Here is a 26,938-nt window from a genome sequence, read left to right as displayed (position 1 = left end):
TGTTCCGTTTCAGTGACCTTCGCTCGTCCCCGGCGCCACCACCTGCTTCTCCTCGGCGAAGTGGCACGCCGAGTCGTGGTGCACCGGCCCCTGCACCTCGCGGAACACGGCAGGGACGGCCAGTGCGGGGACCTCCAGAGCGCAGCGCTCCTGCGCCTTCCAGCAGCGGGTGCGGAACCGGCAGCCGGACGGCGGGTCGGCGGGCGAGGGGACATCGCCGGACAGGATGATCCGCTCCCGCCGGTCCCGGGCCTCCGGGTCCGGCACCGGAACCGCGGAGAGCAGGGCCTGGGTGTACGGGTGCGTCGGGTGGTCGTAGATCTCGGCGTCCGAGCCGACCTCGACGATCCGTCCCAGATACATCACACCGACCCGGTCGGAGATGTGCCGCACGATCGACAGGTCGTGCGCGATGAACACGTACGCCAGGTCGAACTCCTTCTGCAGCCGGTCGAGCAGGTTGATGACCTGCGCCTGCACCGACACGTCGAGCGCGGAGACCGGTTCGTCGGCCACGATGATCTCGGGGTTGAGTGCGAGACCGCGGGCGATGCCGATGCGCTGGCGCTGGCCGCCGGAGAACTGGTGCGGGTAGCGGTTGATGTACTCCGGGTTGAGCCCGACGACGTCGAGCAGGTCCTGGACCTTGCGCCGCCGGTCACCCTTGGGGGCTACCTCGGGGTGGATCTCGTACGGCTCCCCGATGATGTCGCCGACCGTCATCCGGGGGTTGAGCGAGGTGTAGGGGTCCTGGAACACCATCTGGATGTTCCGGCGTACGGCCTTCAGCGCGCGCCCGGAGAGCTTGGTGATGTCCTCGCCCTTGTACCGGATGGTGCCGGCCGTCGGCGCCTCCAGGTTGACCAGGAGCCGGGCGACCGTCGACTTCCCGCAGCCGGACTCCCCCACGATGCCGAGCGTTTCGCCCTGGCTGAGTTTGAACGAGACCCCGTCGACGGCCTTGACCGCGCCGATCTTCCGCTTGAACAGGATCCCCTGGGTGAGCGGGTAGTGCTTGACCAGGTCGCGGACCTCCAGGATGTGCTCGCCGCCGGCGAACGCGGTCTCCGCCCGCGACTTCGCCATCAGATCCCGTGCCGCGTCGCCCTCTTCCTGCGCCTGCTTGTGCCCCGAGTGTTCACTGCGCATCGATTGTCTCCTTCCAGAAATGGCAGGCGCTGCGGCGTTCCTCGTTCACCACGTACAGCGGTGGCACATCGGTGTGGCACACCTCCCGGGCGCGCGGGCAGCGGGGGTGGAAGGCGCAGCCGGGCGGGATGCGCAGCAGGTTGGGAGGCAGTCCCTTGATCGCGTAGAGCTCCTGGCCCTTCTGGTGCAGGCGCGGGATCGATGCGAGCAGGCCCTCGGTGTAGGGGTGCGCGGGGCGCTTGTAGATCTCATGGACCGGGGACGTCTCGACGATGCGCCCCGCGTACATCACGGCGATCTTGTCCGCCACGTCGGCGACCACGCCGAGGTCGTGGGTGATCAGGATCAGCCCCATGTTGTACTCCCGCTGCAGCTCCGCCAGCAGGTCCATCACCTGGGCCTGGACCGTCACGTCCAGGGCCGTGGTCGGCTCGTCCGCGATGATCAGGTCGGGCTCCAGGGCCAGCGCCATGGCGATCATGATGCGCTGGCGCATGCCGCCGGAGAACTGGTGCGGGAACTGGTTGACGCGTTCCTTGGCCGCCGGGATGCGCACCGTGTCCATCAGTTCGACGGCCCTGGCCTTGGCGTCCTTGCGGGACATGCCCATGTGGACGACGAACATCTCGCCGAGCTGCTCACCCACGCTGAGCACCGGATTGAGCGAGGAGAGCGCGTCCTGGAAGATCATCGCCATCTTGGCGCCGCGGACCTTCCGGCGGTCCGCCTCCTTGAGCTTCAGCAGGTCCTGTCCCTGGAAAATGATCTCGCCGCCCGCGATGTGGCCCGGTGGTACATCGAGAATGCCCATGATCGCCTGGGCGGTCACCGACTTGCCGGATCCGGACTCACCGAGCACCGCGAGCGTCTCACCGGAGTCCACCGTGTAGTCGACACCGTTCACGGCGTTGGCGATCCCGTCGCGGGTGTGGAACTCCACGTGCAGGTCGCGCACTTCGAGCAACATGGGCGGTACTCCTCAGCGCAGCTTGGGATCGAGGGCGTCGCGTACCGCGTCGCCGAGCATGATGAAGGCGAGCACCGTGATGGCCAGCGCACCGGCCGGCCAGAGGAGCATGTGCGGGGCGTTGCGGATGTACGGGGAGGCGGCGGAGAGGTCGATGCCCCAGGAGACCGTGGGCGGTTTCAGCCCCACCCCGAGGAACGAGAGGGTCGCCTCCAGCGAGATGTAGGTACCGAGCGCGATGGTCGCCACCACGATCACCGGCGCCACCGCGTTCGGTGTGATGTGGCGCAGCAGCATCCGGGAGTTGGAGGCGCCCAGGGCCCGCGCCGCCTGGACGTAGTCGTTCTGTTTGGCGGTGATGACCGAACCGCGCGCGATACGGGCGATCTGCGGCCATCCCAGCAGCACCATGAAACCGACCACCGGCCAGACCGTGCTGCTGGTGACGACGGACAGCAGCACCAGACCGCCGAGGACCACCGGGATGCCGAAGAAGATGTCGGTGATCCGGGAGAGGATCGCGTCCCCCGCGCCGCCGAAGAACCCGGCGAGCCCGCCCAGGATGCTGCCGATGACGGCCACTCCGACGGTGGCGCAGACGCCGACCGTCACCGACTGCCGGGCGCCGTAGACCGTACGGGTGTAGACGTCACAGCCCTGGCCGGTGAAACCGAAGGGGTGTCCGGGCTGGGAACCCTCCTGCGCTTTGCCGAGATCGCAGGCGAGCGGGTTCTGGCTGGCGATCAGCGAGGGCCAGATCGAGATCACCACCAGGAACAGGATGATCAGCGCCGAGATGATGAAGATCGGGTTGCGGCGCAGGTCGCGCCACGCGTCGGACCAGAGACTGCGCGCCCGGTCGTCGGGCCCGCCGCCACCGGGTCCGCGCTCCAATGCGGCGCCCTCGCTCATCGCGAGGTCGGTGCCGCCCCCGGCACCGGCGGCGGCGATCGCTTCGTTGGGATTCTGCGACTCAGGCATACCGGATCCTCGGGTCGAGAACGGCGTAGAGAAGGTCGACGACGAGGTTCGCCACCAGGAAGACGATGACCAGGATGGTGACGAAGCCGACGACGGTCTGGCTGTTCTGGCGGACGATGCCCTGGTAGAGCTGGTAGCCCACGCCGTGGATGTTGAAGATCCGCTCGGTGACGATGGCGCCGCCCATGAGTGCGCCGATGTCGGTACCGATGAAGGTCACCACGGGGATGAGCGAGTTGCGCAGCAGATGCCGGACGATGATGCGGTGTTTCGGCAGTCCCTTGGCCACCGCCGTGCGCACGTAGTCGGCGCGTTTGTTCTCCGCGATCGACGTCCGGGTCAGCCGGGTCACGTAGGCCAGCGACACGGAGGCCAGCACCAGTCCGGGCAGGATCAGCTCGTCGATCGGGGCCTCCGGTGAGACCGCGGGTTTGATGACCGCCCACTTCACCCCGAACAGCAGCTGGGCCAGCAGGCCGGTGACGAAGGTGGGGACCGAGATGACGATCAGGGTGAGCAGCAGGACGGTGGTGTCGATGGAGCGTCCGCGGTTGAGTCCGGTGATCACACCGAGCGCGATGCCGATGATGATCTCGAAGATGATCGCCACGATGGTGAGCCGGATGGTGACCGGGAAGGCGCTGCCCATCAGCTCGGTGACCTTCTGACCGTTGAACGCGGTACCGAAGTCGCCGGTGAAGAGGTTGCCCATGTAGGTGGCGTATTGCTGCCACACCGGCTTGTCGAGCCCGAACTCCTTGCGCAGCTGCGCGGCGGTGGCCGGGTCGCACGCACGTTCCCCGCAGAGTCCCGCGACGGGGTCGCCCATCACGTTCACCATCAGGAAGATCAACAGCGTGGCACCGATGAAGACCGGGATCATCTGCAGCAGACGCCTGATCACATAACGTCCCATGAAGGGCTCCCGGGGTCGTCGATGGAAGGTGCCGGGGCCGGGCGCTCGGAGCGCCGGGCCCTATGCCCCTTCCGGCGTCACTTGACCTTGATCTCGTTGTAGACCGGGACGCTGAACGGGTTGAGCGCGACGTTGGTGATCCGGTCCGAGTAGCCCGCGCTGCCGTTCTGGTACCAGAGCGGGATGGCGCCCATCTCGTCCCTGAGCACCTTCTCGGCGTCCTGGAAGGTCTTGACGGCGGTGGCGGTGTCGCTCTCGGCGTTGGCCTTGTCGACCAGGCTGTCGAACTTCTTGTTGCTCCAGTGCCCGTCGTTGGACGAGGCGTTCGTGTAGTACAGCGGCTGCAGGAAGTTCTGGATGAGCGGGTAGTCCATCTGCCAGCCAGCCCGGAAGAGGCTCGTCATCTTCTTCTGGGTGATCTGGTTGCGGAAGTCGGCGAAGGTGCCGACCGGCTTGCCGACGCACGCCTTGTCGTTGCCGAGGGCGTTGTTGATGCTGTTGCAGACGGCGTCGACCCACTCCTTGTGCGAGCCGGTGTCCGCGTTGTACGCGATCGAGATCTGGCCGTGGGGCAGGCCGCCGCCCTCCTTGATCAGCTTCTTGGCCTCGGTGGGGTTGTACTTGCAGGAGGCGCCGCACAGGCCGGCCTTGTAACCGCCGGCCGCACCGAGGACCGGGGAGGTCCAGTCGGTGGCCGGGGTGCGGGTGTTCTGGAAGATGGTTTTGGTGATCTGCGCCCGGTTGATCGCCATGGACAGGCCGATCCGGACCTTCTTCGCCTTCGCGCTGCTCCACTCCGGGCGGTAGAAGGGGAAGGACAGCGTCTGGATGATGCCGGCCGGGGTGTTCAGGTACCGGCCGTTCAGGTCGGACTTGACGTTCTTGAGCTGAGCGGCCGGGACGTCGTCGACCAGGTCGAGGTTGCCCGCCGTCAGGTCGGTGTAGGCGGTGTTGTTGTCGGTGTAGACCTTGAGGTCGACCCCGCCGTTCTGCGCCTTGTCGGGTCCCGGGTACTTGTCCCACTTACGCAGGCTCATCTTCGAGCCCCTGGTGTACGACTGGATGGTGTACGGGCCGTTGCCGATCGGCTTCTTCAGCCAGGCATCGTGGTGGGTGAAGAACGCGGTGGGCAGCGGCGCGAAGGCGGCGTACCCGAGGGTGTCCGGGAAGGTCGAGAACTTCTGGTTGAGCTTGATGGTGAAGGTCCGGTCGTTGATGACCTTCAGCCCGGACAGCTTCTGGGCCGTGGCGCTGCCCTTGTCCGGGTGGACCTTGTCGTATCCGTCGATGTACCCGAAGAAGTAGGCGTCCTTCTGGTTGTTCTTCAGGTCGGCGCCGTAGTTCCAGGCGTCCACGAAGGACTTGGCGGTGACCTTCTCGCCGTTGCTGAACGTCCAGCCGCTCTTGATGGTGACCTTGAAGTTGACCGAGTCCTTGGTCTCGATCTTCTGGGCCAGCATGTTCGTGGCCTTGCCGGTCTTCGGGTCGTACTTCTTGAGCTCCCGGAACACCATGTCCAGGACCTTGCCCCCCTGCACCTCGTTGGTGTTCGCGGGCTCCAGCGGGTTCTGCGGGTCTCCCCACGAGGAACTGAGGACTCCACCGCCCTTGCCACCACCGCCGCTGCCACTGTCCCCGCCGCCTCCGCAGGCCGTCGCCGCGAGAGCGACAACGACCGCGCAAGCGGCCCACTTGGCGTGTGTGGCTCCGCGCATGGAGTGCCTCCTCTAGGTACCAGGTCGTACTTTGAGCCCAATATCACCTCATACCGATGCCAATGCACTCTCATTGCGGCCATCTGTGTCCATCCGTCACCAGAACCGCCCGGATGCCCCGCATAACGAAAGGGACACACCTTTGACCGGACACGTGCGTCCGTTTTACTACTCTTAGACGGAAATAAATTTAGCGTGTCAACTAACCTGACAACAACATCACACCATTTTTGAACCAAGAACCTAAAGACCAGGTGTGGACTTGCTACGCGCATTGACCGTTGTCAACTCGATTGATTGGGTCCGTTCGAACCCCCTTAGCTCCTCCTGCCCGGAGGACATTGCTTTCCGTACGGGGACAGGAGTTTGATGACCACGCCATCCCCGGCTTCCAGCATTCCGGTGGACACCACTTCCATCGGCATCGTTGAGGAGTCCCGGCAACCCGAGAGCCCTAACAAGGGCACCGACGCCCGGAGCCCGAGCCAACTGGCCTGGCGGCGATTCAGGCGCGACAAGACGGGCGTCGTATCCGCCTATATCGTCGTGTTCTTCTTTGTGATCGCCCTCGCCGCGCCCCTGATCGCGAAGCTCTACGGGAAGAACCCGTACGACACGTACGGTCAGAACACTCCCGGGCTCCTCAACGGCTTCGGCTATCCGGTGAAGCCCAACGGCGGCATCAGCAGCGACTTCTGGTTCGGCATCGAGCCCCAGCTGGGCCGGGACGTCTTCACGTTCCTGCTGTACAGCATCCGCACCTCGCTGCTGATCGCCGCGGCGATCACCATCCTCCTGACAGTCGTCGGGGTGGTCGTCGGCATCACGGCCGGTTATCTGGGCGGCAAGACCGACTACTTCATCGGCCGGCTCATCGACATCCTGCTGTCGTTCCCGTCGACGCTGTTCTTCATCGCCTTCATGCCGGTGGTCTACGGGCTCTTCGTCGCTCCGGACGACGACATCCCGACCTCGCTGCGGGCCATCTCGCTGATCCTCGTGCTGGCAGGTTTCGGCTGGGCGTCGTTGGCACGTCTGCTGCGGGGTCAGGTACTGGCACTGCGGGAGAGAGAGTTCGTGGAGGCCGCGAAGGTGACCGGTGCGTCGCCTGCCCGGATCATCTTCAAGGAACTGCTGCCCAACCTCTGGACGCCGATCCTGATCCAGTCCACGCTTGCGCTGCCCGCCATGGTGACGGCCGAGGCGGGCCTCGCGTTCCTCGGTGTCGGCATGATCGACCCGACCCCCGACTGGGGCGTGATGATCGCGCGCGGTTCGTCCTTCTACACGGACGACATCACCTTCATGCTCTTCCCGGGCATCACCATGGTCGTCTTCGTACTCGCCTTCAACCTGCTCGGCGACTCGGTACGCGACGCGCTCGACCCCAAGTCGAAGCGCTGAGCAGGCCGGCCAGCACCACCGTCGTCCGACGTCCCGCACACCTGCCTCGTCCACCGATCCCAAGGACCGATACGCCATGTCTTTCTCCCGCAGAAACTTCCTGATCGCCACTGGTGTGGTGGCCGCGAGCTCCTCCGTTCTCAGCGCGTGCAGCAGCGGCAACGCGGGCGGCGGCAGCGGCAGCGGCAAGAGTGACGCCCCGCACGTCAGCGGCAGCAAGGCCACCACGATCGCGGTCGGCACCAAGGCCGACTCGACCGGCCCCGCCCCCGCCACCGCGGGCGCGGTCAAGGGCGGCACGATCTACACGATGGACCAGATCGACTGCGACCACCTGGACCCCGCGCAGATCTGGTCGAGCTACGAGGGCTGGATCACTCCGCTCTTCATGCGCGGCCTGGTCGGCTTCCAGGTCACCGACGACGGCACCACCAAGCTGGTGGGTGACCTCGCCACCGACACCGGCACGATGAAGGACGCCGGGAAGACCTGGTCCTTCACCCTGAAGGACGGCTGCAAGTGGGAGGACGGCTCCGACGTCACGATCGATGACGTCAAGCACACCTTCGAGCGGCTCTTCGCCAAATTCATCACGTACGGCCCGCGTTACCCCCAGCAGTGGCTGGCCGGCGGCGAGAAGTACAAGGGTCCCTATGAGGGCAAGCACCTCGACTCCATCGAGACCTCCGGCAACACCGTCACCTTCCACCTCAACACGCCCCGTACCGACTTCAACTTCACGCTGAGCATGCGTGCCTTCTCCCTGGTGCCCAAGAAGCACGACACCAAGGAGGACTACGACAAGAAGCCGTTCTCCTGCGGCCCGTACAAGATCGACAGCCGTTCGATCGGCAAGTCGATGGTGTGCTCGCGCAACCCGCACTGGGACCCCAAGACGGACCCGATCCGCAGCGCGTACCCGGACCAGTTCAAGTTCCAGTACGGCTTCCAGTCGCTGGCTTCGACCGACCGCTACATCGCGGACAAGGGCAACGACCAGCACACGCTGTCGCTGCTCAACGAGGTCGCGCCCGAGCGCATCCAGAACGTGCTGGGCAACGCGACGCTGAAGAAGCGCGTGGTGACGCACCTGGACGCGGCGACCTACTACTACGCGATCAACACCACGCGTATCAAGGACGTCAAGGTCCGCCAGGCGCTCAACTACGCGTGGCCGTCGCAGCAGTGCCAGCTGATCCGTGGTGGCACCGCCACCTCCGAGATCGCCACCACGATCATCAGCCCGCTCACCCCGGGTCACACGGACTTCGACCTCTACGGCAAGAAGAAGAAGCCGGGCGGCGACCCGGCCAAGGCCAAGGCGCTCCTCAAGGAGGCCGGCAAGCTCGGCCAGAAGGTCGTCATCGCCTTCCAGCAGTCCGACATCCAGGTCAAGCAGGCCGTCGCGATCAAGAACGCGCTCACCAAGGCGGGCTTCACCCCGGTGACCAAGCAGGTCGACAAGTCGACCTTCTACACCCAGATCGCCCAGCTCGACAACACGTACGACATGTTCGGGGCCGGCTGGTCCGCCGACTGGCCGGGCGGCTACACCGCGCTCCAGCCGACCTTCGACGGCCGCGTGATCGCCAACGGCGCGTCCAACTGGCCGCAGCTGAACAACACCGGCGTCAACAAGGCGATCGACGCCGCAGCCAAGGTCGCCGACCCGGACGCGGCCAACAAGGCCTGGGGCGCGATCGACCGTCAGATCATGGAACTGGCCGCTGTCGTTCCTGACTACTGGCCGATCCGTAACTACTTCCACGGCTCCAAGGTCGGCGGCATGGTCTACGACTCCGGCAACACCGGCATCTCGATCAGCAAGGTCTACGCCATGGCGTAAGTCCGCTCCGGGGGTGGGTGATCCGACCGGTCACCCACCCCCGTATCCGGCCCTTCCCCGCTCCCTACACCTCGGCGACGGCGCCCCACCCGGAAAGTCACGACCCCATGTACCGATTTCTTTTCCGCCGCGTGACCGGCGCTATCGTCATCCTGCTGATCATCAGCGCCATCACCTTCTACCTCTTCTACGCCATCCCGCGTGACCCCGCACGCATGGCCTGCGGCAAGACCTGCACCCCCGAGCTGCTCGCCCAGATCAAGCAGAACCTGGGGATCGCCGACCCGATGCCGGTCCAGTACTGGCACTGGCTGGTCGGCATCTTCATGGGCCGTGACTACGGGAACTACGGCCACTGCCCGGCCCCCTGCCTCGGTTACTCCTTCACCAACCGCCAGCCCGTCCTCGGCACGATCATGGACCGGCTGCCGCTGACGATCTCGCTCGCGCTGGGCTCGGCCGTCTTCTTCCTGGTGATCGGCATCGGCGCGGGCATGCTCGCCGCCGTCAAGCAGGGCAAGGCGCTCGACAAGATCGCCAGCTCCGTCTCGCTGCTCGGCTCCTCGCTGCAGATCTACTTCGTCGGCTACATCGCGATGTTCGTCCTGGTCCAGCAGCTGGGCCTGCTCGACCAGCCCTCTTACACGCCGCTGACGCAGGACCCGGTGCAGTGGGCGTCCGGTCTGCTGCTGCCGTGGCTGGTGCTGTCGATCATCTTCACCGCCAACTACACCCGTATGACCCGCTCCCAACTGGTCGAGCAACTGAGCGAGGACTACGTCCGGACGGCGCGCGCCAAGGGCCTGTCCCGGAGTTCGGTCTTCTTCCGCTTCGCCTGGCGCGGCGCCATGGGGCCGATCGTCACCATCTTCGGCATCGACCTGGGTGTCCTGATCGGCGGTGCGATCATCACCGAACAGACCTTCAGCATCCAGGGGATCGGCCGGCTCGCCGTGCAGTCCGTCGACACCAGCGACCTGCCCATGCTGCTGGGCGTCACCCTCGTGGCGGCCGCGGCGATCGTCTTCTTCAACATCTTCGTCGACGCCGTCTACGGCCTCATCGACCCGCGGATCCGACTCGCCTGACCCGCTCCTGCCCCTCCGCCCCATTCCCTCACTCCGCAACACTTCCTGGAGCGTCCTCGTGACGAGCACCGATCAGCAAGCCTTCCTCTCCGTCAGGGATCTGCACGTCCACTTCTCGACCGAGGACGGCGTCGTCAAAGCCGTCGACGGCCTCTCCTTCGATGTGGAGAAGGGCAAGACCCTCGGCATCGTCGGCGAGTCCGGCTCGGGCAAGTCGGTCACCAACCTGACCATCCTGGGACTGCACGACCCCGACCGCACCGAGATCACCGGCGAGATCATGCTGGACGGCAAGGAGCTGCTCGGCGCCAGGGAGCGGGACCTGGAGCGGCTGCGCGGCAACAAGATGGCGATGATCTTCCAGGACGCGCTGGCCTCGCTGTCGCCGTACCACACCGTCGGCCAGCAGATCAGCGAGACCTACCGGAAGCACACCGGTGCCTCCAAGCAGGAGGCCCGGAAGCGGGCCATCGAGATGCTCACCCGGGTGGGCATCCCGCAGCCGAACATGCGGGTGGACGACTACCCGCACCAGTTCTCCGGCGGGATGCGGCAGCGCGCGATGATCGCGATGTCGTTGGTCTGCGACCCGGAGCTGCTGATCGCCGACGAGCCGACGACCGCGCTGGACGTCACCGTCCAGGCCCAGATCATGGACCTGCTCAAGGACCTGCAGCAGGAGTTCGGCACCGCGATCGTCTTCATCACGCACGACCTCGGCGTCATCGCCGACATCGCCGACGACGTGCTGGTGATGTACGGCGGCCGCTGCGTGGAGCGGGGCACCAAGCGCGAGGTGCTCAGGGCGCCCCAGCACCCGTACACCTGGGGGCTGCTCGGTTCGATGCCGAGCCTGACCGGGCCGCTCGACGTACCGTTGATGCCGATCCCGGGATCGCCGCCCAGCATGCTCAACCCGCCGACGGGCTGCCGCTTCCACCCCCGCTGCACGTTCAAGGACCAGGTCGAGGGCGGACGCTGCTCCGTCGACCGGCCGCCGCTCGAACTCGCCGACGGCCGCGGTTCCGCGTGCCATCTCAGCGCGGAACAGCAGAAGGACCTCTTCGCCCACCAGATCCAGCCCCGGCTGAGCTGACCCAGAGCCAAAGGGAAACCAACATGACCACCCCTACCCCCCTGCTCGAAGTCACCGGCCTCACCAAGTACTTCCCGGTGATGGGCGGCTTCCCCTTCAAGCGCAAGGTCGCGGACGTCCAGGCCGTCGACGGCCTCGACTTCACCGTCAACGCCGGCGAATCACTCGGCCTGGTGGGCGAGTCCGGCTGCGGCAAGTCGACCACCGGACGGCTGATCACCCGCCTGATGGAGCCGACCGCGGGCCGGATCACGTACCAGGGCAAGGACATCACGCACGCTTCCCGCACGCAGCTGGCGCCGGTCCGCTCCGAGATCCAGATGATCTTCCAGGACCCGTACTCCTCGCTCAACCCCCGTCAGACCGTCGGCAAGATCGTCGGCGGCCCGATGGAGATCAACAACATCAACCCCAAGGGCGGCCGGGAACACCGCATCCGGGAGCTCCTGGAGATCGTCGGCCTCAACCCCGAGCACTACAACCGCTTCCCGCACGAGTTCTCCGGCGGTCAGCGGCAGCGCATCGGGGTGGCCCGCGCCCTCGCGCTGGAACCGAAGCTGATCGTCGCCGACGAGCCGGTCTCCGCCCTCGACGTCTCCATCCAGGCCCAGGTCGTCAACCTGCTGCAGGGACTCCAGCGCGATCTGGGCATCTCGTTCCTCTTCATCGCCCACGACCTCGCGATCGTGCGGCACTTCTCGCACCGCGTGGCCGTCATGTATCTCGGCAAGATCGTCGAAGTGGCCGACCGCGAGACCCTCTACAAGGCCCCGCGCCACCCCTACACGCGGGCGCTGCTCTCGGCCGTCCCCGAGGCCACGGTCTCCGAGGAGGGCACCGAGAAGGAGGACAACCGCATCCGCCTCGTCGGCGACGTCCCCTCGCCGCTCAACCCCCCGTCCGGCTGCCGTTTCCGTACGCGCTGCTGGAAGGCCACGGAGAAGTGCGCCACCGAGGAGCCCCCGCTGGTCCGGCTCTCGGACAGCAAGGACGGCCACCTCACCGCCTGCCACTTCCCCGAAGAGCCCACGCCTGTGGTCTGATCCGGTCCGTGCGCCGGGGCCGCTCCCCCCTCTGCGGGGCGCGGCCCCGGCGCAGCCGTTCCACCTCCCCGGCGTCACGCACGCCCCGGACGGCCGGTGTGCAGCCAGACCCGCAGCGGGCCCGCCGCGGTGAATCCGAGGCGGAGTGCCGCCGCCAGGTCCGGGCCGTGTTCGTAACCGACGACCGGGGCGTCCGGCCGGTGGCGCGCCACCTCCGACAGACAGCCCGCCCAGGCGGCGTCCAGATCCCCGTCAGCGGCGAAGAGGTTGGAGACGCCGACCACGGCGTCACCAAGGGTCAGCACCGCTCCGGCGACGACCCGGCCGCCGCGTCGGCCTGCCAGCACGAGGGTGGAAGCGTCGCCGAGCAGTCCGGCCCGGAAGAGTTCGTCGGCCCCGCCGCCCCACGCCCGCTCCCACTCCGCCAGCTCCTGGGCCGCACGGACCACCGCCCAGCACACACCCGCCGGACCGGCCGGTGCGGGCAGCTCGGCCGGGCGGTGGATCCACTCGGCGTCGAAGAGCACCTCGAAACCGGCCGCCGACAGGTCCAGTTCGGCGAAGCTGTCCTTGACGGTGCATCCGGGCGCCGCGGTGTCGATCCCGGCGAGCACACCGGCCGCCGACGCGCCGGGAACCAGCGTCACGGCGTCCGGGTAGAGCGGCGGGGTCCGCACGGCGCTCGCCCAGAAGGCGGCCGAGAAGGCGCCCTGCACCCCGTGCGTACGGCACAACGTGTCGCACCACTCGGCGTTGTTACGGGCCGCCTCGACCGCCCGTGCTACGGCGCGCGCCCTGCGGTCATCGATGCCATCGTCCATCGGGCCACTGAACAGGCCCGGCCCGTGCCCCGCAACAGCTTTGTGTTTCATGGTGCACCGCTACGAGGGGCCGCCCGCTTCGGCAACGCGACGGCCCGGCCGCACCGAATCGGTGCGGCCGGGCCGTTGTACTGACGGGCGCCGGGTGTCAGCGCTTGGCGCGCGAGGCGCTGCGGCCACGCTCCTTCTGGTCCAGCACGACCTTGCGGATACGCACGGTCTCCGGGGTGACCTCGATGCACTCGTCGTCGCGGCAGAACTCCAGCGACTGCTCCAGCGAAAGCTTCCTGGCCGGCACCACGTTCTCGGTGGTGTCGGCGGAGGCCGCACGCATGTTGGTGAGCTTCTTCTCCTTGGTGATGTTCACGTCCATGTCGTCGGCGCGCGAGTTCTCACCGATGATCATGCCTTCGTACACCTCGGTGCCTGCCTCGGTGAAGATGACACCGCGCTCCTGCAGGTTGACCATCGCGAACGGCGTGACCGAACCCGAACGGTCGGCGACCAGCGAGCCGTTGTGGCGGGTGCGCAGCTCGCCGAACCACGGCTCGTGGCCCTCGAAGATGGAGTGCGCGATGCCGGTGCCGCGGGTCTGGGTGAGGAACTCCGTACGGAAACCGATGAGGCCTCGGGACGGCACGATCCACTCCATGCGGACCCAGCCGGAGCCGTGATTCGTCATGGTCTCCATACGGCCCTTGCGGGTCGCCATCAGCTGGGTGATGGCGCCGAGGTGCTCCTCGGGCGAGTCGATGGTCATGCGCTCGATCGGCTCGTGCGTCTTGCCGTCGATCTGCTTGGTGACGACCTCGGGCTTGCCGACGGTGAGCTCGAAGCCCTCCCGGCGCATGGTCTCGACCAGGATGGCGAGCGCCAGCTCGCCACGGCCCTGGACCTCCCAGGTGTCGGGGCGCTCGGTGTCCAGCACGCGGAGCGAGACGTTACCGATCAGCTCGCGGTCCAGGCGGTCCTTCACCTGGCGCGCGGTGACCTTGTGGCCCTTGCCGCCCTTGCCGACCAGCGGCGAGGTGTTGGTGCCAATGGTCATCGAGATGGCCGGCTCGTCGACGGTGATCAGCGGCAGCGCGATCGGGTTCTCGGTGTCGGCCAGTGTCTCGCCGATCATGATGTCCGGGATGCCGGCGATGGCGCAGATGTCACCGGGGCCGGCCTTCTCGGCCGGCTTGCGGGTGAGTGCCTCGGTCATCAGCAGCTCGGTGATCCGGACGTTGGACATCGTGCCGTCACGCTTGATCCAGGTGACCGTCTGCCCCTTCTTCAGCTCGCCCTGCTCGACGCGGCAGAGCGCGATACGACCGAGGAAGTTGTCCGCGTCGAGGTTGGTGACGTGCGCCTGCAGCGGGGCGTCCGCGTCGTACTCCGGCGCCGGGACGCTGGAGAGGATCGTGGAGAAGAACGGCTCCAGGTTGTCGCTGTCCTGCGGGACGGTGCCGTCCTCGGGCTTGGTCAGCGAGGCGACGCCGTCGCGGGCGCAGGCGTAGACGATCGGGAACTCGATCTGGTCCTCGTCGGCGTCCAGATCCAGGAAGAGGTCGTACGTCTCGTTGACGATCTCGTCGATCCGGGAGTCCGGGCGGTCCGTCTTGTTCACGCAGAGGATGACCGGCAGCTTGGCGTCCAGTGCCTTGCGGAGCACGAAGCGGGTCTGCGGCAGCGGTCCCTCGGAGGCGTCGACGAGGAGAACCACCGCGTCCACCATCGACAGACCACGCTCGACCTCGCCGCCGAAGTCGGCGTGGCCCGGGGTGTCGATGATGTTGATGGTGATGACGTCGCCGCCATCTTTCGGGTGGTACTTCACGGCCGTGTTCTTGGCCAGGATCGTGATGCCCTTCTCACGCTCCAGGTCGTTCGAGTCCATCATCCGGTCGTCGAGGTGCTCGGCGGCGTGCGCGGCGAAGGCGCCGGCCTGCCTGAGCATGGCGTCGACCAGGGTGGTCTTGCCGTGGTCGACGTGGGCGACGATGGCTACGTTACGGATGTCGTGGCGCGTGGGCATGGGTGGCTTGCGCTTCTCTCAGCTCGTGGGATGCGGCGTCTGTCCTTGGTACGCCCGCCGGGCGGACGCGCCACGGCTAGTCCCATGGTACGGGGCCGCCGCGTCCGGGGCTTCCCGGGCACGAACTTGCCCGCCGAGGGGTCGGCGGGCAAGGCCATCGAGCTGCTTGTTGCTCAGGGTTTTCTCGGTCAGGATTTTCTCGTTCAGGACTTCTTGGCGGACTTCAGGAAGCCGATGTCCTGGTAGCGGGGCGTCGCGAAACCGAACGCTCCGGCATTGGCGACGGCCGGCTTCGCGGCCACCAGCTCCGGACGCTGGTAGAGAGGGATCGATCCTGCGGCGGCCCAGATGCGGGCGTCCGCCTGTTCGACCAGGTCACGGGCCGTCCCCTGGTCCAGCTCGCCGGCCGCACGGTCGAAGAGCTGGTCGATACGGTCCGTACCGACCCGGGTGTAGTTCTGGTCGACCAGCAGCGATCCGTCGGAGGCCACCCCCGGCTTGGCGTAGATCGGGCGGGCGTCGGTGGCCGGGTAGGCGGTGGCGGGCCAGGAGTAGAGACCCAGGTCGTAGTCGCCGGACGCGATGTGGTCCTTGAAGTAGCCGGCTCCGTCGACCTTGATGACCTCGGTACGGATCCCCACGGCGTCCAGCATCTGCGTGATCTGGGCGCCGACGGCGTTCAGCTGCTCCGACCCGGGGCCGGTGGGTAGCACGAAACGCAGACTGAGCGGTTTGCCCTTCTTTCCGACGACAGCCGGCGCTGCGGCCGCGGCCGCCGGGGCCTGGGTGCCTGTAGGCGCATAGGCGCCCGCCACCTGGTGCTTCTGGTCCCCGGACGCGCTGCCGGCCTTCGAGTCGTCCGCCGGGGATTTGGCCGCCTTGGCGGCCTTCTCCTTATCTGCCCTCTCCTTGTCGGCCCTCTCCTTTGCCGCCTTCTCGGCCTTCTTGGCCTTCTCCGAGTCGGCCTTGCTTCCGGCCTTGCTCTTCTCGGTGGTCTCCCGGGCGCCCTCGGCCGTCCAGCCGGCGTCGGCCAGCAGGGCCAGGGCCTTCGCGGTGTCATGGCCTCCGACGGCGCCGCTGTTGTCCTTGTAGTCCCGCTGGCCCGCCAGCGCGAGGTGGCTCCCGGGCGGCTTCGCGGGCAGGCCGAGCGGCTTCAGTACCTCGTTCACGATCTCCTGGCGGTCCAGCGCCCTGGCGACCGCCCGGCGTACCCGCTGATCGGCGAGCGGGCCGGAGCTGCCGTTCATGGCGAGCTGGGTGTAGGCGGGCTCCAGGGACTTGCGGAGCGTGTAGCCGCTCAGGGCCTTCTGCTGCTCGGCATAGTCCTTGCGGGCCTGCTGCGTCTGCTTGCGGGCCTTGCTCGCGGCTGCCGCCGCCTTGGGGCCGTCGGCGCCGTGGGCCACGGCCCAGGAAATGATGGCGTCGGCCGGCTTCACGTCGCTGCCGGGGCCGTGCGTCAGCGGTTGCAGGCCGTTCCCGTCCTTGACGGCCAGCGCGATCCGCCGGGCGACCGGGACGTCGACTTCCGCCAGGTCGAGCTTGCCCGCGGCGAGCGCCGTGGTGCGCTCGCCGGTGGATACGGCGTCCAGCACCAGCGAGTCGAGCTTGGCCCGGTCTCCCCACCAGTGCGGATTGCGCACCAGGGTCACCTCTCCGGCATCCCGGTCCGTCGACTTGATGGTGAACGGGCCGGCCGTGGCGGCGAGCTTCTTCCGGGCCCCCTCGTTGAAGGACGCGGGGGTGCCCGTGACCTCCTTCGGATACAGCGGGGAGAAGAGAGAACGCCAGTCGGCGTAGGGCTTGTCGAAGGTGACCTCGACCTCCAGGTCGTCCTTGCCCTTCTCGATCTTCTCGATCCTGTCGTATCCGGCGTTGCGTGCGGTCCAGTACCCGGAGTCCTTGCCGCTCAGCGCACGCCACTGGGCGACGAAGTCGGGGGCGCCGATCTCTCGGCCGTTGCTCCAGACCGCCTTCTGGTTGATCCGGTAGCGGACCACCTGCTTCGGCTCGGTCTTGATCACGTCCGCCGACTCGAGGTAGTCGGCGTTGCGCTGCGGACGGCCCGAGGAGTCGAGGGTGAAGAGGGCGGGCAGCACCGCGCCCGCGATGCGTGCGGTCGACGCGTCGGCATCGGCCTGGAAGGTGTTCAGCGTGACGGGCATCGTGTCGACGGCCCAGTGCATGGTGCCGCCGTCCGCGACCAGCTGCCGCGCCGCCGTGGCGATGTCGGGGGCGGTCGCTGCCGCGTTGCCTCCGTGGTCGTTGCTCCCGCCGCAGCCCGCCAGCACGGGCAGCGCCAGTACACCGGTGGCGAGGAGCGCGACGCTGCGCCGCTTTGCTCTCCCGTGTGAAACGCCGACGTGGGACATGGCTGATACCTCCGGGGCGGACTCCGTCCACTCCGGTAGGGAATGAACGAGAATCTTCGGGTATGGTGGCATTTGATTTTGATCACACGTATGACCCCTTCACTGAAGTGGAGGCTTCGCCTGGTCCGTGGGAGACACGTCGGTGCGCCGCCCGAACCCCACCCGTGCGGCGCAATGGGGGGCGTACGGAGCCCCGCGCGCCGGGAATCCGGTGCATCACCCTTCACAAGCGGGGATGTGAGGCGCAAGACTCTCCGACGCACGATCGTTTGCCGTCCGCACCAGCGGAAGTGAGGCAAGTCATGACTCTGCAGGACGATTTGACAGCCGTACAACGGTCTCTGGACGATCTGGCCCGCTCGCTGGGCGCGCTGGAGCAACAGCTCGGCAGTGGTCTCGAGATACGGCGGGTCCGCACCGACGCCGCCCATCTGCGGGAGAGCCTGGCACTGCTGCGGGAAGCCGTACCCGCGGCCCACGCCCGGATCGGCCCCGAGCTGGTGTCCATCCCCGACACGCCGTACGACAGCAAGCTGTGGTCGTCGGCCGAGGACATGGACGATGAGGGCATCGGCGCCCGCGACCGGCACGCCCCCTGACCCCGGCGCACCTGACACCACAGCGCTTCTGACAGCACAGCGCACCTGACGCCGAGCAGCACCTGACGTCGTCCGGCGCCCGACGTCGGGAGACCGTCCGGTGCCGGGCGCACCCTGAGGCACGTGCACGTCCGGCGCGGGGCGCGTCGGCGTCGAGCGCCTCGCCTCCGACTTCGACTGGAGTCCCCGTTGGCAACTGGCACGGAACCACAGCCCCGGCTGGACACGGGCGTGCACGACGCCTCGCGCGCCGCCATCAGCGCCCGGCACCTGCGCACCGACCGCTGGTGGCTGGCACCGGCCGTCACCGCCGCCGGGCTGCTCGCCTTCGTCGTCTACTCGACCTGGCGGGCCTTCGCGAACACCGACTACTACTCGGCGCCCTATGTGTCGCCGTTCTACTCCCCCTGTCTCGCGAACAACTGCGAGACCATGCGGCACGGCCCCAACTGGGACCTCTTCGGCAGCTGGTGGGCGATCTCCCCCGCGCTGCTGGTGCTGATCTTCCCGCTGGGTTTCCGGGTGACCTGCTACTACTACCGCAAGGCCTACTACCGGGGTTTCTGGGCGTCCCCACCGGCCTGCGCCGTCGCCGAACCGCACCGGAAGTACAGCGGTGAGACCCGTTTCCCGCTGATCCTGCAGAACATCCACCGGTACTTCTTCTACGCGGCGGTGCTCGTCGCCGGGGTCCTGACGTACGACACCGTGCTCTCCTTCCGCGACACGCACTACCGGTGGGGCCATATGGGGCTCGGCTCCCTGGTCTTCCTGATCAACATCGCGCTGATCTGGGCATACACCATCTCGTGCCACTCCTGCCGGCACATCGTCGGTGGCCGCCTCAAACACTTCTCCAAACACCCGGTCCGCTATCGGCTGTGGGGGTGGGTCGGCAAACTGAACGCCCGTCACATGCAGCTCGCCTGGGCGTCGTTGATCAGCGTCGGGGTCGCCGACTTCTACGTCTATCTGGTCGCGTCCGGCGTCTTCGACGATCCGCGGTTCTTCTGATGGTTCTGATGGTTCTGATGAGCAGGGGCTCTGCATGACACAGCTCGACCCGCAGCAGTGGGACGTCGTAGTGGTGGGCGCGGGCGGTGCCGGGCTGCGGGCCGCGATCGCGGCCCGCGAACAGGGCGCCCGCACCGCCGTGATCTGCAAGTCGCTCTTCGGCAAGGCGCACACGGTGATGGCCGAGGGCGGTATCGCCGCCTCCATGGGCAATGTGAACTCCGGCGACAACTGGCAGGTGCACTTCCGCGACACGCTGCGCGGCGGCAAGTTCCTCAACCAGTGGCGGATGGCGGAGCTGCACGCCCAGGAGGCGCCCGACCGGGTCTGGGAGCTAGAGACCTGGGGGGCGCTCTTCGACCGGACGCCCGAGGGGAAGATCTCCCAGCGCAACTTCGGCGGCCACGAGTACCCGCGCCTGGCGCACGTCGGCGACCGCACCGGCCTGGAGCTGATCCGCACCCTCCAGCAGAAGATCGTCTCGCTCCAGCAGGAGGACGAACGGGAGTTCGGCGACTACGAGGCCCGGTTGAAGGTCTTCCAGGAGTGCACGGTCACCCGGGTGCTCAAGGAGGGCGAGAAGGTCGCCGGCACCTTCTGCTACGAACGCGAGTCCGGCCGTTTCTTCGTCCTCGAGGCACCCAGCGTGGTCCTCGCCACCGGCGGCATCGGCAAGTCCTTCAAGGTGACGTCGAACTCCTGGGAGTACACCGGCGACGGTCACGCGCTCGCCCTGCTCGCGGGGGCGCCGCTGCTCAACATGGAGTTCGTGCAGTTCCACCCGACCGGCATGATCTGGCCGCCCTCGGTGAAGGGGCTGCTGGTCACCGAGTCGGTGCGCGGGGACGGCGGGGTGCTGCGCAACAGCGAGGGCAAACGCTTCATGTTCGACTACGTGCCGGACGTGTTCAAGGAGCAGTACGCCGAGTCCGAGGAGGAGGGCGACCGCTGGTACGAGTCCCCGGACGAGAACCGGCGCCCGCCCGAACTGCTGCCGCGCGACGAGGTGGCCCGCGCCATCAACTCCGAGGTGAAGGCGGGGCGCGGCTCCCCGCACGGCGGCGTATACCTCGATGTGTCGACCCGGATGTCCGCCGAGGTGATCAAGCGCCGGCTGCCCTCGATGTACCACCAGTTCAGAGAGCTGGCCGACGTCGACATCACCGCCGAGGCCATGGAGGTCGGCCCCACCTGCCATTACGTCATGGGCGGCATCGCGGTGGAGTCCGACACCGCGGCCGCCCTCGCGGTGCCCGGTCTCTACGCGGCAGGTGAGGTCGCGGGCGGCATGCACGGCTCGAACCGGCTCGGCGGAAACTCCCTCTCCGACCTGCTGGTCTTCGGCCGCCGGGCCGGGCTGCACGCGGCCCAGCACGCGGCGCGGGAGACCGCGGCCGGCGCCCGTCCGTCGATCGACGCGACCCAGCTCGCCGCGGCGGCGGCCGAGGCACTGCGGCCCTTCAAGGCGGCGGACCCCACGGACGGGGAGCTGCCGGAGAATCCGTACACCCTGCACCAGGAGCTCCAGCAGACCATGAACGATCTGGTCGGCATCATCCGCCGCCAGGGCGAGATGGAGGAGGCCCTCGAACGGCTGGCCGCGCTGCGCGTCCGAGCCGGGCGGGCCGGCGTCGAGGGACACCGGCAGTTCAATCCCGGCTGGCACCTCGCGCTCGACCTGCGGAACATGCTGCTGGTCAGCGAGTGCATCGCGCGCGCCGCGCTGGAGCGGACCGAGAGCCGTGGCGGCCACACCCGCGAGGACTGTCCGGCCATGGAGCGCAGCTGGCGCGGTGTCAACCTGCTGTGCCGGCTCGCCGAGCCCCCGGCGGACCCGGCGACCGACGACCCGGCGCGCGGTCGGATCACCCTTGTCAGGCAGAACACCGTGCCGATCCGTCAGGACCTGCTTGACCTCTTCGAGAAGGAAGAGCTGGTCAAGTACCTCGCCGAAGAGGAGCTCCAGAGTTGAGTTCGTACGAAGCCAAGTTCAGGGTCTGGCGCGGGGACACCGACGGCGGGGACCTGGAGGACTACGCCGTCGAGGTGAACGACGGAGAGGTGGTGCTCGACATCATCCACCGCATCCAGGCCACCCAGGCGTCCGATCTGGCGGTGCGCTGGAACTGCAAGGCCGGCAAGTGCGGCTCCTGCAGCGCGGAGATCAACGGCCGGCCCCGGCTGATGTGCATGACCCGGATGTCGGTCTTCGACCGCGCGGACACCATCACGGTGACCCCGCTGCGGGCCTTCCCCGTGGTCAGGGACCTGGTGACCGATGTGTCCTTCAACTACACCAAGGCGCGCGAGGTGCCCTCCTTCGTACCGCCGGAGGGTGTGCGGCCCGGCGAGTACCGGATGCAGCAGATCGATGTGGAGCGTCCCCAGGAGTTCCGCAAGTGCATCGAGTGTTTCCTGTGCCAGGACACCTGCCATGTGGTGCGCGACCACGAGGAGAACAAGGCGGCCTTCGCCGGGCCGCGCTTCCTGATGCGGATCGCCGAGCTGGACATGCACCCGCTGGACGCGGCCGCCGAGACGGGCCTCGACCGGAAGCGCAGTGCGCAGGACGAGCACGGTCTTGGCTACTGCAACATCACCAAGTGCTGTACGGAGGTCTGCCCCGAGAACATCAAGATCACCGACAATGCGCTGATCCCGCTGAAGGAACGGGCAGCCGACCGGAAGTACGATCCGCTGGTTTGGCTGGGGAACAGGATCGGACGGCGCGGGAAGTAATCACCCGGCGGTGACCACTCGGTTCCAGCCCTTCCGGTAGGACGTCCAGTCGGTCTCCGTGGCGGCGAAGTCGACGTAGAGCGCGACCCCGAAGTGTGCCCGGTCGGGGTCCTCGCGGCCGAGCGCCAGCCGGACGCCGCGGACCGCCGCCGCGACGGTCTCGGCGGACCCGATGTGGCCCGGTCGCGTCTCGTGGTAGAAGGGCAGCCCCATCAGCAGGTCCGTCGTGGCGGGGGTGACCTCGAGGGCCAGGGTGGTCTGCTCGGCGACGTAGCCGCCGTACAGGCTCTGCAACGGCAGCCCGGTGTCGTACGACATCACCGCGATCTGGTCGACCCGGCGGGCGACCTCACCGAAGAACTGCTGCGACCACCACTTGGGGTGGCCCGTGAGGGCCCCGGCGGCCGTGTGGAAGGCGGGCAGCGGGTCGATCTGGTGGGCAGCCACCGAGAGCAGCACCCCGCGGTCCTTGGTGAGCTTCCGCAGCCGGTCCAGCAGCGCGAGGTAGTGGCGGTCGCCGGAGTGCAGCGGCTCCAGGTCGACATGCACTCCCTCGAAGCCGGTGTCGATGATCTGCCGCGCCGAGACCACGATGGCGCTGCGCGACGCGGCCCTGTCGAGATCGAGGCCGTCGGGACTCTCGGTGGCGAGCTTGTCGCCGAGCCAGGCCTGCACCCGTAGGCCGGGCACCTTGCGGTGGACCACGTCGATCAGCCACTTCGCCCGGGCGTAGCGGGCGGCGGGCAGGGTGCCGTTGTGCTCCAGCGGGCCCGCGTGGACGTACAGGTCGCGCAGCCCGGTCCCCTTGAGCCGCACCGCCAGGGCGTCCACGTCGGCGGCCTTCTTACGGCCGTCGACCCAGGCGTGGCCGAGCCAGATCGCGTCCCGGCCACGGGTGCGGGTGCCGTCCCGGTAGTCTCCGGCGTCATTGACCCGCAGCGCGACGCCCGCGGTGAGGATCGGGACCACGATCAGCACGGCGAGCGTGAGCGCCGTCCACTTCAGCCATCTGCGGACCCGAACACGTCTGAAACGTGCGACGAACGCCCCGAATCGCCCTGCCTGCACCGATGCCCCCCACGAGCTCCGCCGTACCGGCCCCACAGCGTAGGCGATGCCGGAGCTGCGGTCGCGGCGGGCCGCGGACGGTCATACGCTCCCCACTGTGACGCCGTCCGACCTGTCCGCCCGGCCGTACCCCGCCGTGCCGCCCGTTCCGGCGGTCGCGCTCGCCACGGCGGGTGTGCTGCTGGCGGCGGCTCCGGGCGCCCGCGCGGCCACCGAACCCGGTGCCGGCGGCCCCGACACCGGGATCAGTGCACTGCTGGTGCCCCTGTTGGTGGTACTGGTGGCCGGTGGTCTGGCGATCTTCGCTTACGCGCGCAGAAAGCGGCGCGCCGAGACCAGGACCACGCCGGCCGGCAGCCGGCGGCAGCAGGGGTGGACCGGCACCTGGGCACCGACGCAGCCGGCGCAGGCTCCGTTGCATCGGCTGGACTCCGAGGCGAGGCGACTGCTGGCCGATACGGAGCAGGCGATCCGCCGCAACACCGAGGAACTCGCCGTCGTCACCGCCCAGTTCGGCCAGGAGGCCGCCGTGCCGTTCGCCGAGGCGCTGACCTTCGCGGGCAACCGGCTCAGCACCGCCGTCCGGATCCGCCAACAGCTGGACGACGCCCCGCCGGAGAGCGACACCACCGAGCGGCGGATGCTCGACGAGATCGTCGCGCTCTGCACCGAGGCCGAACAACACCTCGCCGCGGAGGCGCTGCACCGGGACCCGTGATCGGGAGCTGTGATCGGGAGCTGTGAACGGGAGGTGCGGTGCTACCTCCCGCCCGTTGCCACCGCTTCGCCCCCGGAGCGCAGGGCGTCGACGACGAGGTCCAGCAGCCGTCCGGCCCGGATCGGCGCCGGCCGCCGTGGCGAGGAGAACGCCGACCAGCATGGTGGTGACGTCATCGGGGCTCGACGCCCGCGCGGAGTGCGCCGCTCGTACGCCGCGGTCGAGGAGCATCGCGATAGCGGTGGTGATGCGCTCCCGGGTGGCCGGTGCCGGTCACGGCACTAGTACATGCTCAGCAGCTGCTCCACGCTCAGCTCGGCGGCCGGCGCTCCGTCCGGGAGGGCCAGTTCGAACCAGACGGTCTTGCCGCGCGGGGTGCGACGGGAGCCCCAGGCCGCGCTGAGCATGCCGACCAGTTGCAGCCCGCGGCCACCCTCGTCGGTGTCACGGGCCCGGCGCCTGCGGGGTTGGACCAGTCCGGCGTCCCAGACCTCGCAGACGAGGGTGCGGTCGAGCAGCAGCCGCAGCCTGATCTCGCCCTCGCCGTACCGCAGGGCGTTGGTGACCAGCTCGCTGACCAGGAGTTCGGTGGTGTCGACCAGATCGTCCAGGTCCCATGACACCAGCTGGGCGCGGGCCAGTTCGCGGGCCCGGCCCACCGAGCGTGGCTCGCGGGGCAGGCGCCAGTCGCCGACCGAGCCGTCCGGCAGCCCTTGGATCCGGGCCATCAGGAGGGCGATGTCGTCCTCGCCGTGGCCGGTGTCCAGGGTGGTGAGGACATGGTCGCAGACGTCTTCGAGCGGACGCTCGGAGTGGGTGAGCGCGCCGCGGAAGGCACGCAGGCCCTCGTCGAGCGGCTGATCACGGGATTCGACGAGCCCGTCGGTGTAGAGAGCCAGCAGCGCGCCCTCGGGGATCTCGATCTCGACCTCCTCGAAGGGCTCGCCGCCGACGCCGAGCGGCATCCCGGGCGGCACGTCCAGCAGCAGGGCCTCTTCGCCGGGTTCGACCAGGACGGGCGGCAGATGGCCGGCGTTGGCGAAGGTACAGCGCCGGGTGACCGGGTCGTAGACCGCGTAGACGGCGGTCGCCAGGTAGACCTCGGAGAGATCCGCCTCGCGTGATTTGTGGGCGGCGCGTGATGCCTGCTGGGTGCCGCTCGGCGTGCCGAGACCGCGGGCGATCTCGTCGAGCGCTTCGAGTACTTCGGCCGGCTCCAGATCGAGAAGTGCCAACGTCCGTACCGCAGTGCGCAGTTCACCCATGGCGACGGCGGCGCGCAGTCCGTGGCCCATGACGTCCCCGACGACCAGCGCGGTCCGGTGGCCGGGCAGTTCGATGACATCGAACCAGTCGCCGCCGACCTCCGTCGCCGTATTGCCCGGCAGGTAGCGGCAGGCGATGTCGAGTCCGGCCGCCTCGGGGTCGCCGGGCGGCAGCAGCGAACGCTGCAGGATCAGGGCGCGTTCGTGCTCGCGCCGGTAGAGCCGCGCGTTGTCGATACAGACGGCGGCGCGGGCGGCGAGTTCCACCGCGAGGGCCCGGTCCCGCTCCCCGAAGGGCTCGCTGCCCTTGGTGCGGGAGAACTGGACCAACCCGACCACCGTGTCGTGGGCGACCATCGGCACGGCGAGCGTGGAACGGACCGGACTGCCGTCGGCGCCCGGAACCAACTGCACCTTTCCGGTGCGCAGCGCTCCAGCGGAGGGCGAGTGGAAGGCATACCGGTGGACCGCGCCGAGCGTCGGCGCGTCCTCGGTGCGCGGCAGCGGGATGTCCGAGACGGCGCTGGCGAAGGCCACCCGGCGCAGCTCGGCGCTTCCGTCGGCGCTGCCCTTCGTGGACTCGTCGCCCTCGAGCAGTCCTTGGTACAGGTCCACCGACGCCAGGTCGCAGAAGCCGGGCACCGCCACATCGAGGAGTTCTCGTGCGGTGGTCTCCAGGTCGAGAGAGTTCCCTATCCGGGCGCCCGCCTCGTTCAGCAGGGCCAGGTTACGGCGGGCGTTGGCCGCCTCGCGGGCCTGCACGTGACGGCGGGTGACATCGGTGCCCAGGCCCGCGACGCCGATGGGGCGCCCCGATCCGCTGTTGACCCGGTAGAGGTTGAGCGACCACTGCCTGCGTTCCGAGGCGCCCGGCGGCGATCCGACGAGTTGGAGGTCGGTGACGGATTCGCCGGTCTCCAGAACCCGCTTGAGCGCTGCGGTCATCCGGTCGGCCTCGGTGCGGGCGAGATAGTCGTGGACCGTACGGCCGCGGTGCGCCTTGACGCCGTCCCCGAAGATCGCGGCGAAGCGGCTGTTGACCCGCTGCACCGTGAGATCCGTGCCGAACAACAGGAAGCCGAAAGGAGATTGGCCGAATATGGCCTGTGACGATGCGAGGTCGGCCTCGATGTGACGCAGCACCTTGACGTCGACCACGATGCACACCGCCGCGCGCTCACCGCTCGCCGTCTCGCTGGGCATCACATAAAGCTCGGCGAGGCCGTGGGCCCCGTCCTGATCGGGCATCCGGAACGGAACGGTGCCCGTCCACTCCTTGCCGTCGAGTATTTCGGAAACTCTGCCGTGGCTTCTTCCGCGCAGCTCCGGCGGCAGGAACGCCTCGACCGGGTCCATGCCGACGGCCTCGCGCGCAGGCACGCCGAAGAGCTCCTCGGCCCGCCGGCTCCACTGCTCCACCAGCCCGTCGGGGCCGATCGAGAACGAGGCCACTCTGATGTAGTCATAGATGGAGCCGGGCGGACTGCTCTGCCATACGACATCGCCCGTCGCACCAGATATATCGCTCACGCGACCGTCCCCTCCAGCTCACCACGCACCGGACCGGCCCAGGTGGCTACCGCAGTATTCAGCACTACGGCCCCAACCGGCACGGCGTTCACGATCACAGCACGGTCTCAGTCGATTTCGGACAAGACTGCCGCGATCGATGTCCCAACACACTCCTAACCAGGCTGAGCCAGCTCGAACCACACCGTCTTGCCCGATCTGCCGCGCCGGGTGCCCCATCGCTGCGCGGAACACGCGACCAGTTGGAGTCCCCGGCCGCCCTCGTCCTCGGGTCCCGCCGCGCGTTCCCGGGGCGGTTCCGGATGCGAATCGGAGACCTCGAACCGAAGAATGGCCGGATCCAGCCGCGCCACCCGGACCCCGATCGGCCCGGAGCCATGGCACAGGGAATTGGTCACCAGTTCGCTCACCAGCAGCGCGGCGACGTCACCCAGGTCCCCGTCGAGCCGCCAGCCGTGCAGCGCGTCCCGGACCGACCGGCGGGCGATGCGTACGGCGCCCGGTTCCGGGGGGAAGGTCCACTCGACGCAGCCACCTTCGGGGTCGAGCACACCGATCACTTCCCAAGGCCAACGACGGAGGTGCGTCCG

The 26,938-nt window shown here is 68.2% G+C and carries 21 protein-coding genes; 10 read left to right on the top strand and 11 right to left on the bottom strand.

Annotated elements, in window-relative coordinates; genetic code table 11:
* Nucleotides 1-9 precede the first annotated feature (9 nt).
* The 5 genes from AB0436_RS16135 to AB0436_RS16115 all read right to left on the bottom strand — a co-directional run bounded on the left by AB0436_RS16135 (nucleotide 10) and on the right by AB0436_RS16115 (nucleotide 5,728).
* The gene (locus AB0436_RS16135) at nucleotides 10-1,149 is read right to left on the bottom strand and encodes a dipeptide ABC transporter ATP-binding protein (protein WP_366468491.1); all 1,140 of its coding nucleotides are present in this window, start codon (nucleotides 1,147-1,149) and stop codon (nucleotides 10-12) included.
* Nucleotides 1,139-2,116: an ABC transporter ATP-binding protein gene (locus tag AB0436_RS16130; RefSeq protein WP_366468490.1), complete on the bottom strand. Its 978-nt coding sequence runs from the start codon at nucleotides 2,114-2,116 to the stop codon at nucleotides 1,139-1,141. The genes AB0436_RS16135 and AB0436_RS16130 overlap by 11 nt, the downstream gene beginning before the upstream one ends.
* A gap of 12 nt (nucleotides 2,117-2,128) precedes the next feature.
* Nucleotides 2,129-3,097 (bottom strand): ABC transporter permease, encoded by a 969-nt coding sequence (locus AB0436_RS16125; protein WP_366468489.1) that lies wholly within the window; start codon nucleotides 3,095-3,097, stop codon nucleotides 2,129-2,131.
* Nucleotides 3,090-4,013 carry an ABC transporter permease gene (locus AB0436_RS16120; protein WP_366468488.1) on the bottom strand — a complete coding sequence of 308 codons (924 nt, stop codon included), beginning with the start codon at nucleotides 4,011-4,013 and terminating at the stop codon, nucleotides 3,090-3,092. The genes AB0436_RS16125 and AB0436_RS16120 overlap by 8 nt, the downstream gene beginning before the upstream one ends.
* Nucleotides 4,014-4,090: 77 nt before the next feature.
* On the bottom strand, nucleotides 4,091-5,728 hold the full coding sequence (locus AB0436_RS16115) for an ABC transporter substrate-binding protein (RefSeq protein ID WP_366468487.1): 1,638 nt from the start codon (nucleotides 5,726-5,728) through the stop codon (nucleotides 4,091-4,093).
* A gap of 369 nt (nucleotides 5,729-6,097) precedes the next feature.
* Here AB0436_RS16115 and AB0436_RS16110 point away from each other — a divergent pair, with 369 nt between their 5' ends.
* The 5 genes from AB0436_RS16110 to AB0436_RS16090 all read left to right on the top strand — a co-directional run bounded on the left by AB0436_RS16110 (nucleotide 6,098) and on the right by AB0436_RS16090 (nucleotide 12,205).
* Nucleotides 6,098-7,132: an ABC transporter permease gene (locus AB0436_RS16110; RefSeq protein ID WP_366468486.1), complete on the top strand. Its 1,035-nt coding sequence runs from the start codon at nucleotides 6,098-6,100 to the stop codon at nucleotides 7,130-7,132.
* Nucleotides 7,133-7,208: 76 nt separating this feature from the next.
* Entirely contained in the window at nucleotides 7,209-8,978 is a 1,770-nt protein-coding gene (locus tag AB0436_RS16105) for an ABC transporter substrate-binding protein (protein WP_366468485.1), read from the top strand.
* Nucleotides 8,979-9,085: 107 nt separating this feature from the next.
* Nucleotides 9,086-10,066 carry an ABC transporter permease gene (locus AB0436_RS16100; protein ID WP_366468484.1) on the top strand — a complete coding sequence of 327 codons (981 nt, stop codon included), beginning with the start codon at nucleotides 9,086-9,088 and terminating at the stop codon, nucleotides 10,064-10,066.
* A gap of 58 nt (nucleotides 10,067-10,124) precedes the next feature.
* A complete protein-coding gene (locus AB0436_RS16095) occupies nucleotides 10,125-11,162 on the top strand; it encodes an ABC transporter ATP-binding protein (RefSeq protein ID WP_366468483.1) in 1,038 nt (345 codons plus the stop codon).
* A gap of 23 nt (nucleotides 11,163-11,185) precedes the next feature.
* Entirely contained in the window at nucleotides 11,186-12,205 is a 1,020-nt protein-coding gene (locus AB0436_RS16090; protein ID WP_366468482.1) for a dipeptide ABC transporter ATP-binding protein, read from the top strand.
* A 74-nt stretch (nucleotides 12,206-12,279) separates the two neighbouring features.
* On the opposite strand, the gene AB0436_RS16085 is transcribed toward AB0436_RS16090, so the two are convergent.
* The 3 genes from AB0436_RS16085 to AB0436_RS16075 form a co-directional block, all read right to left on the bottom strand.
* On the bottom strand, nucleotides 12,280-13,026 hold the full coding sequence (locus AB0436_RS16085; RefSeq protein WP_366468481.1) for a hypothetical protein: 747 nt from the start codon (nucleotides 13,024-13,026) through the stop codon (nucleotides 12,280-12,282).
* Between the two features lie 148 nt (nucleotides 13,027-13,174).
* Nucleotides 13,175-15,046 (bottom strand): translational GTPase TypA, encoded by a 1,872-nt coding sequence (gene typA, locus AB0436_RS16080; RefSeq protein ID WP_366468480.1) that lies wholly within the window; start codon nucleotides 15,044-15,046, stop codon nucleotides 13,175-13,177.
* A gap of 203 nt (nucleotides 15,047-15,249) precedes the next feature.
* The gene (locus AB0436_RS16075; protein ID WP_366468479.1) at nucleotides 15,250-17,415 is read right to left on the bottom strand and encodes an ABC transporter family substrate-binding protein; all 2,166 of its coding nucleotides are present in this window, start codon (nucleotides 17,413-17,415) and stop codon (nucleotides 15,250-15,252) included.
* Between the two features lie 302 nt (nucleotides 17,416-17,717).
* On the opposite strand from AB0436_RS16075, the gene AB0436_RS16070 reads away from it, so the two are divergent.
* The 4 genes from AB0436_RS16070 (at nucleotide 17,718) to AB0436_RS16055 (ending at nucleotide 21,767) form a co-directional block, all read left to right on the top strand.
* The gene (locus AB0436_RS16070) at nucleotides 17,718-18,014 is read left to right on the top strand and encodes a hypothetical protein (RefSeq protein WP_366468478.1); all 297 of its coding nucleotides are present in this window, start codon (nucleotides 17,718-17,720) and stop codon (nucleotides 18,012-18,014) included.
* A gap of 189 nt (nucleotides 18,015-18,203) precedes the next feature.
* Nucleotides 18,204-19,028, top strand: coding sequence for a hypothetical protein (locus AB0436_RS16065; RefSeq protein WP_366468477.1), 825 nt, complete (start codon nucleotides 18,204-18,206; stop codon nucleotides 19,026-19,028).
* A gap of 34 nt (nucleotides 19,029-19,062) precedes the next feature.
* Nucleotides 19,063-21,000 (top strand): fumarate reductase/succinate dehydrogenase flavoprotein subunit, encoded by a 1,938-nt coding sequence (locus AB0436_RS16060; RefSeq protein WP_366468476.1) that lies wholly within the window; start codon nucleotides 19,063-19,065, stop codon nucleotides 20,998-21,000.
* On the top strand, nucleotides 20,997-21,767 hold the full coding sequence (locus tag AB0436_RS16055; RefSeq protein WP_366468475.1) for a succinate dehydrogenase/fumarate reductase iron-sulfur subunit: 771 nt from the start codon (nucleotides 20,997-20,999) through the stop codon (nucleotides 21,765-21,767). Before AB0436_RS16060 ends, AB0436_RS16055 begins: the two co-directional genes overlap by 4 nt.
* Here AB0436_RS16055 and AB0436_RS16050 read toward each other — a convergent pair whose 3' ends face one another.
* A complete protein-coding gene (locus AB0436_RS16050; protein WP_366468474.1) occupies nucleotides 21,768-22,835 on the bottom strand; it encodes a hypothetical protein in 1,068 nt (355 codons plus the stop codon).
* A 97-nt stretch (nucleotides 22,836-22,932) separates the two neighbouring features.
* On the opposite strand from AB0436_RS16050, the gene AB0436_RS16045 reads away from it, so the two are divergent.
* On the top strand, nucleotides 22,933-23,553 hold the full coding sequence (locus tag AB0436_RS16045; RefSeq protein ID WP_366468473.1) for a hypothetical protein: 621 nt from the start codon (nucleotides 22,933-22,935) through the stop codon (nucleotides 23,551-23,553).
* Nucleotides 23,554-23,834: 281 nt separating this feature from the next.
* Here AB0436_RS16045 and AB0436_RS16040 read toward each other — a convergent pair whose 3' ends face one another.
* Nucleotides 23,835-26,348 carry a SpoIIE family protein phosphatase gene (locus AB0436_RS16040; RefSeq protein ID WP_366468472.1) on the bottom strand — a complete coding sequence of 838 codons (2,514 nt, stop codon included), beginning with the start codon at nucleotides 26,346-26,348 and terminating at the stop codon, nucleotides 23,835-23,837.
* A gap of 155 nt (nucleotides 26,349-26,503) precedes the next feature.
* Nucleotides 26,504-26,908, bottom strand: coding sequence for an ATP-binding protein (locus AB0436_RS16035; RefSeq protein WP_366468471.1), 405 nt, complete (start codon nucleotides 26,906-26,908; stop codon nucleotides 26,504-26,506).
* Nucleotides 26,909-26,938 lie beyond the last annotated feature (30 nt).

This window comes from Streptomyces sp. NPDC051322, assembly GCF_040689485.1.
Lineage (GTDB): Bacteria > Actinomycetota > Actinomycetes > Streptomycetales > Streptomycetaceae > Streptomyces.
This window is presented reverse-complemented; position numbering and strand designations above follow the sequence as displayed.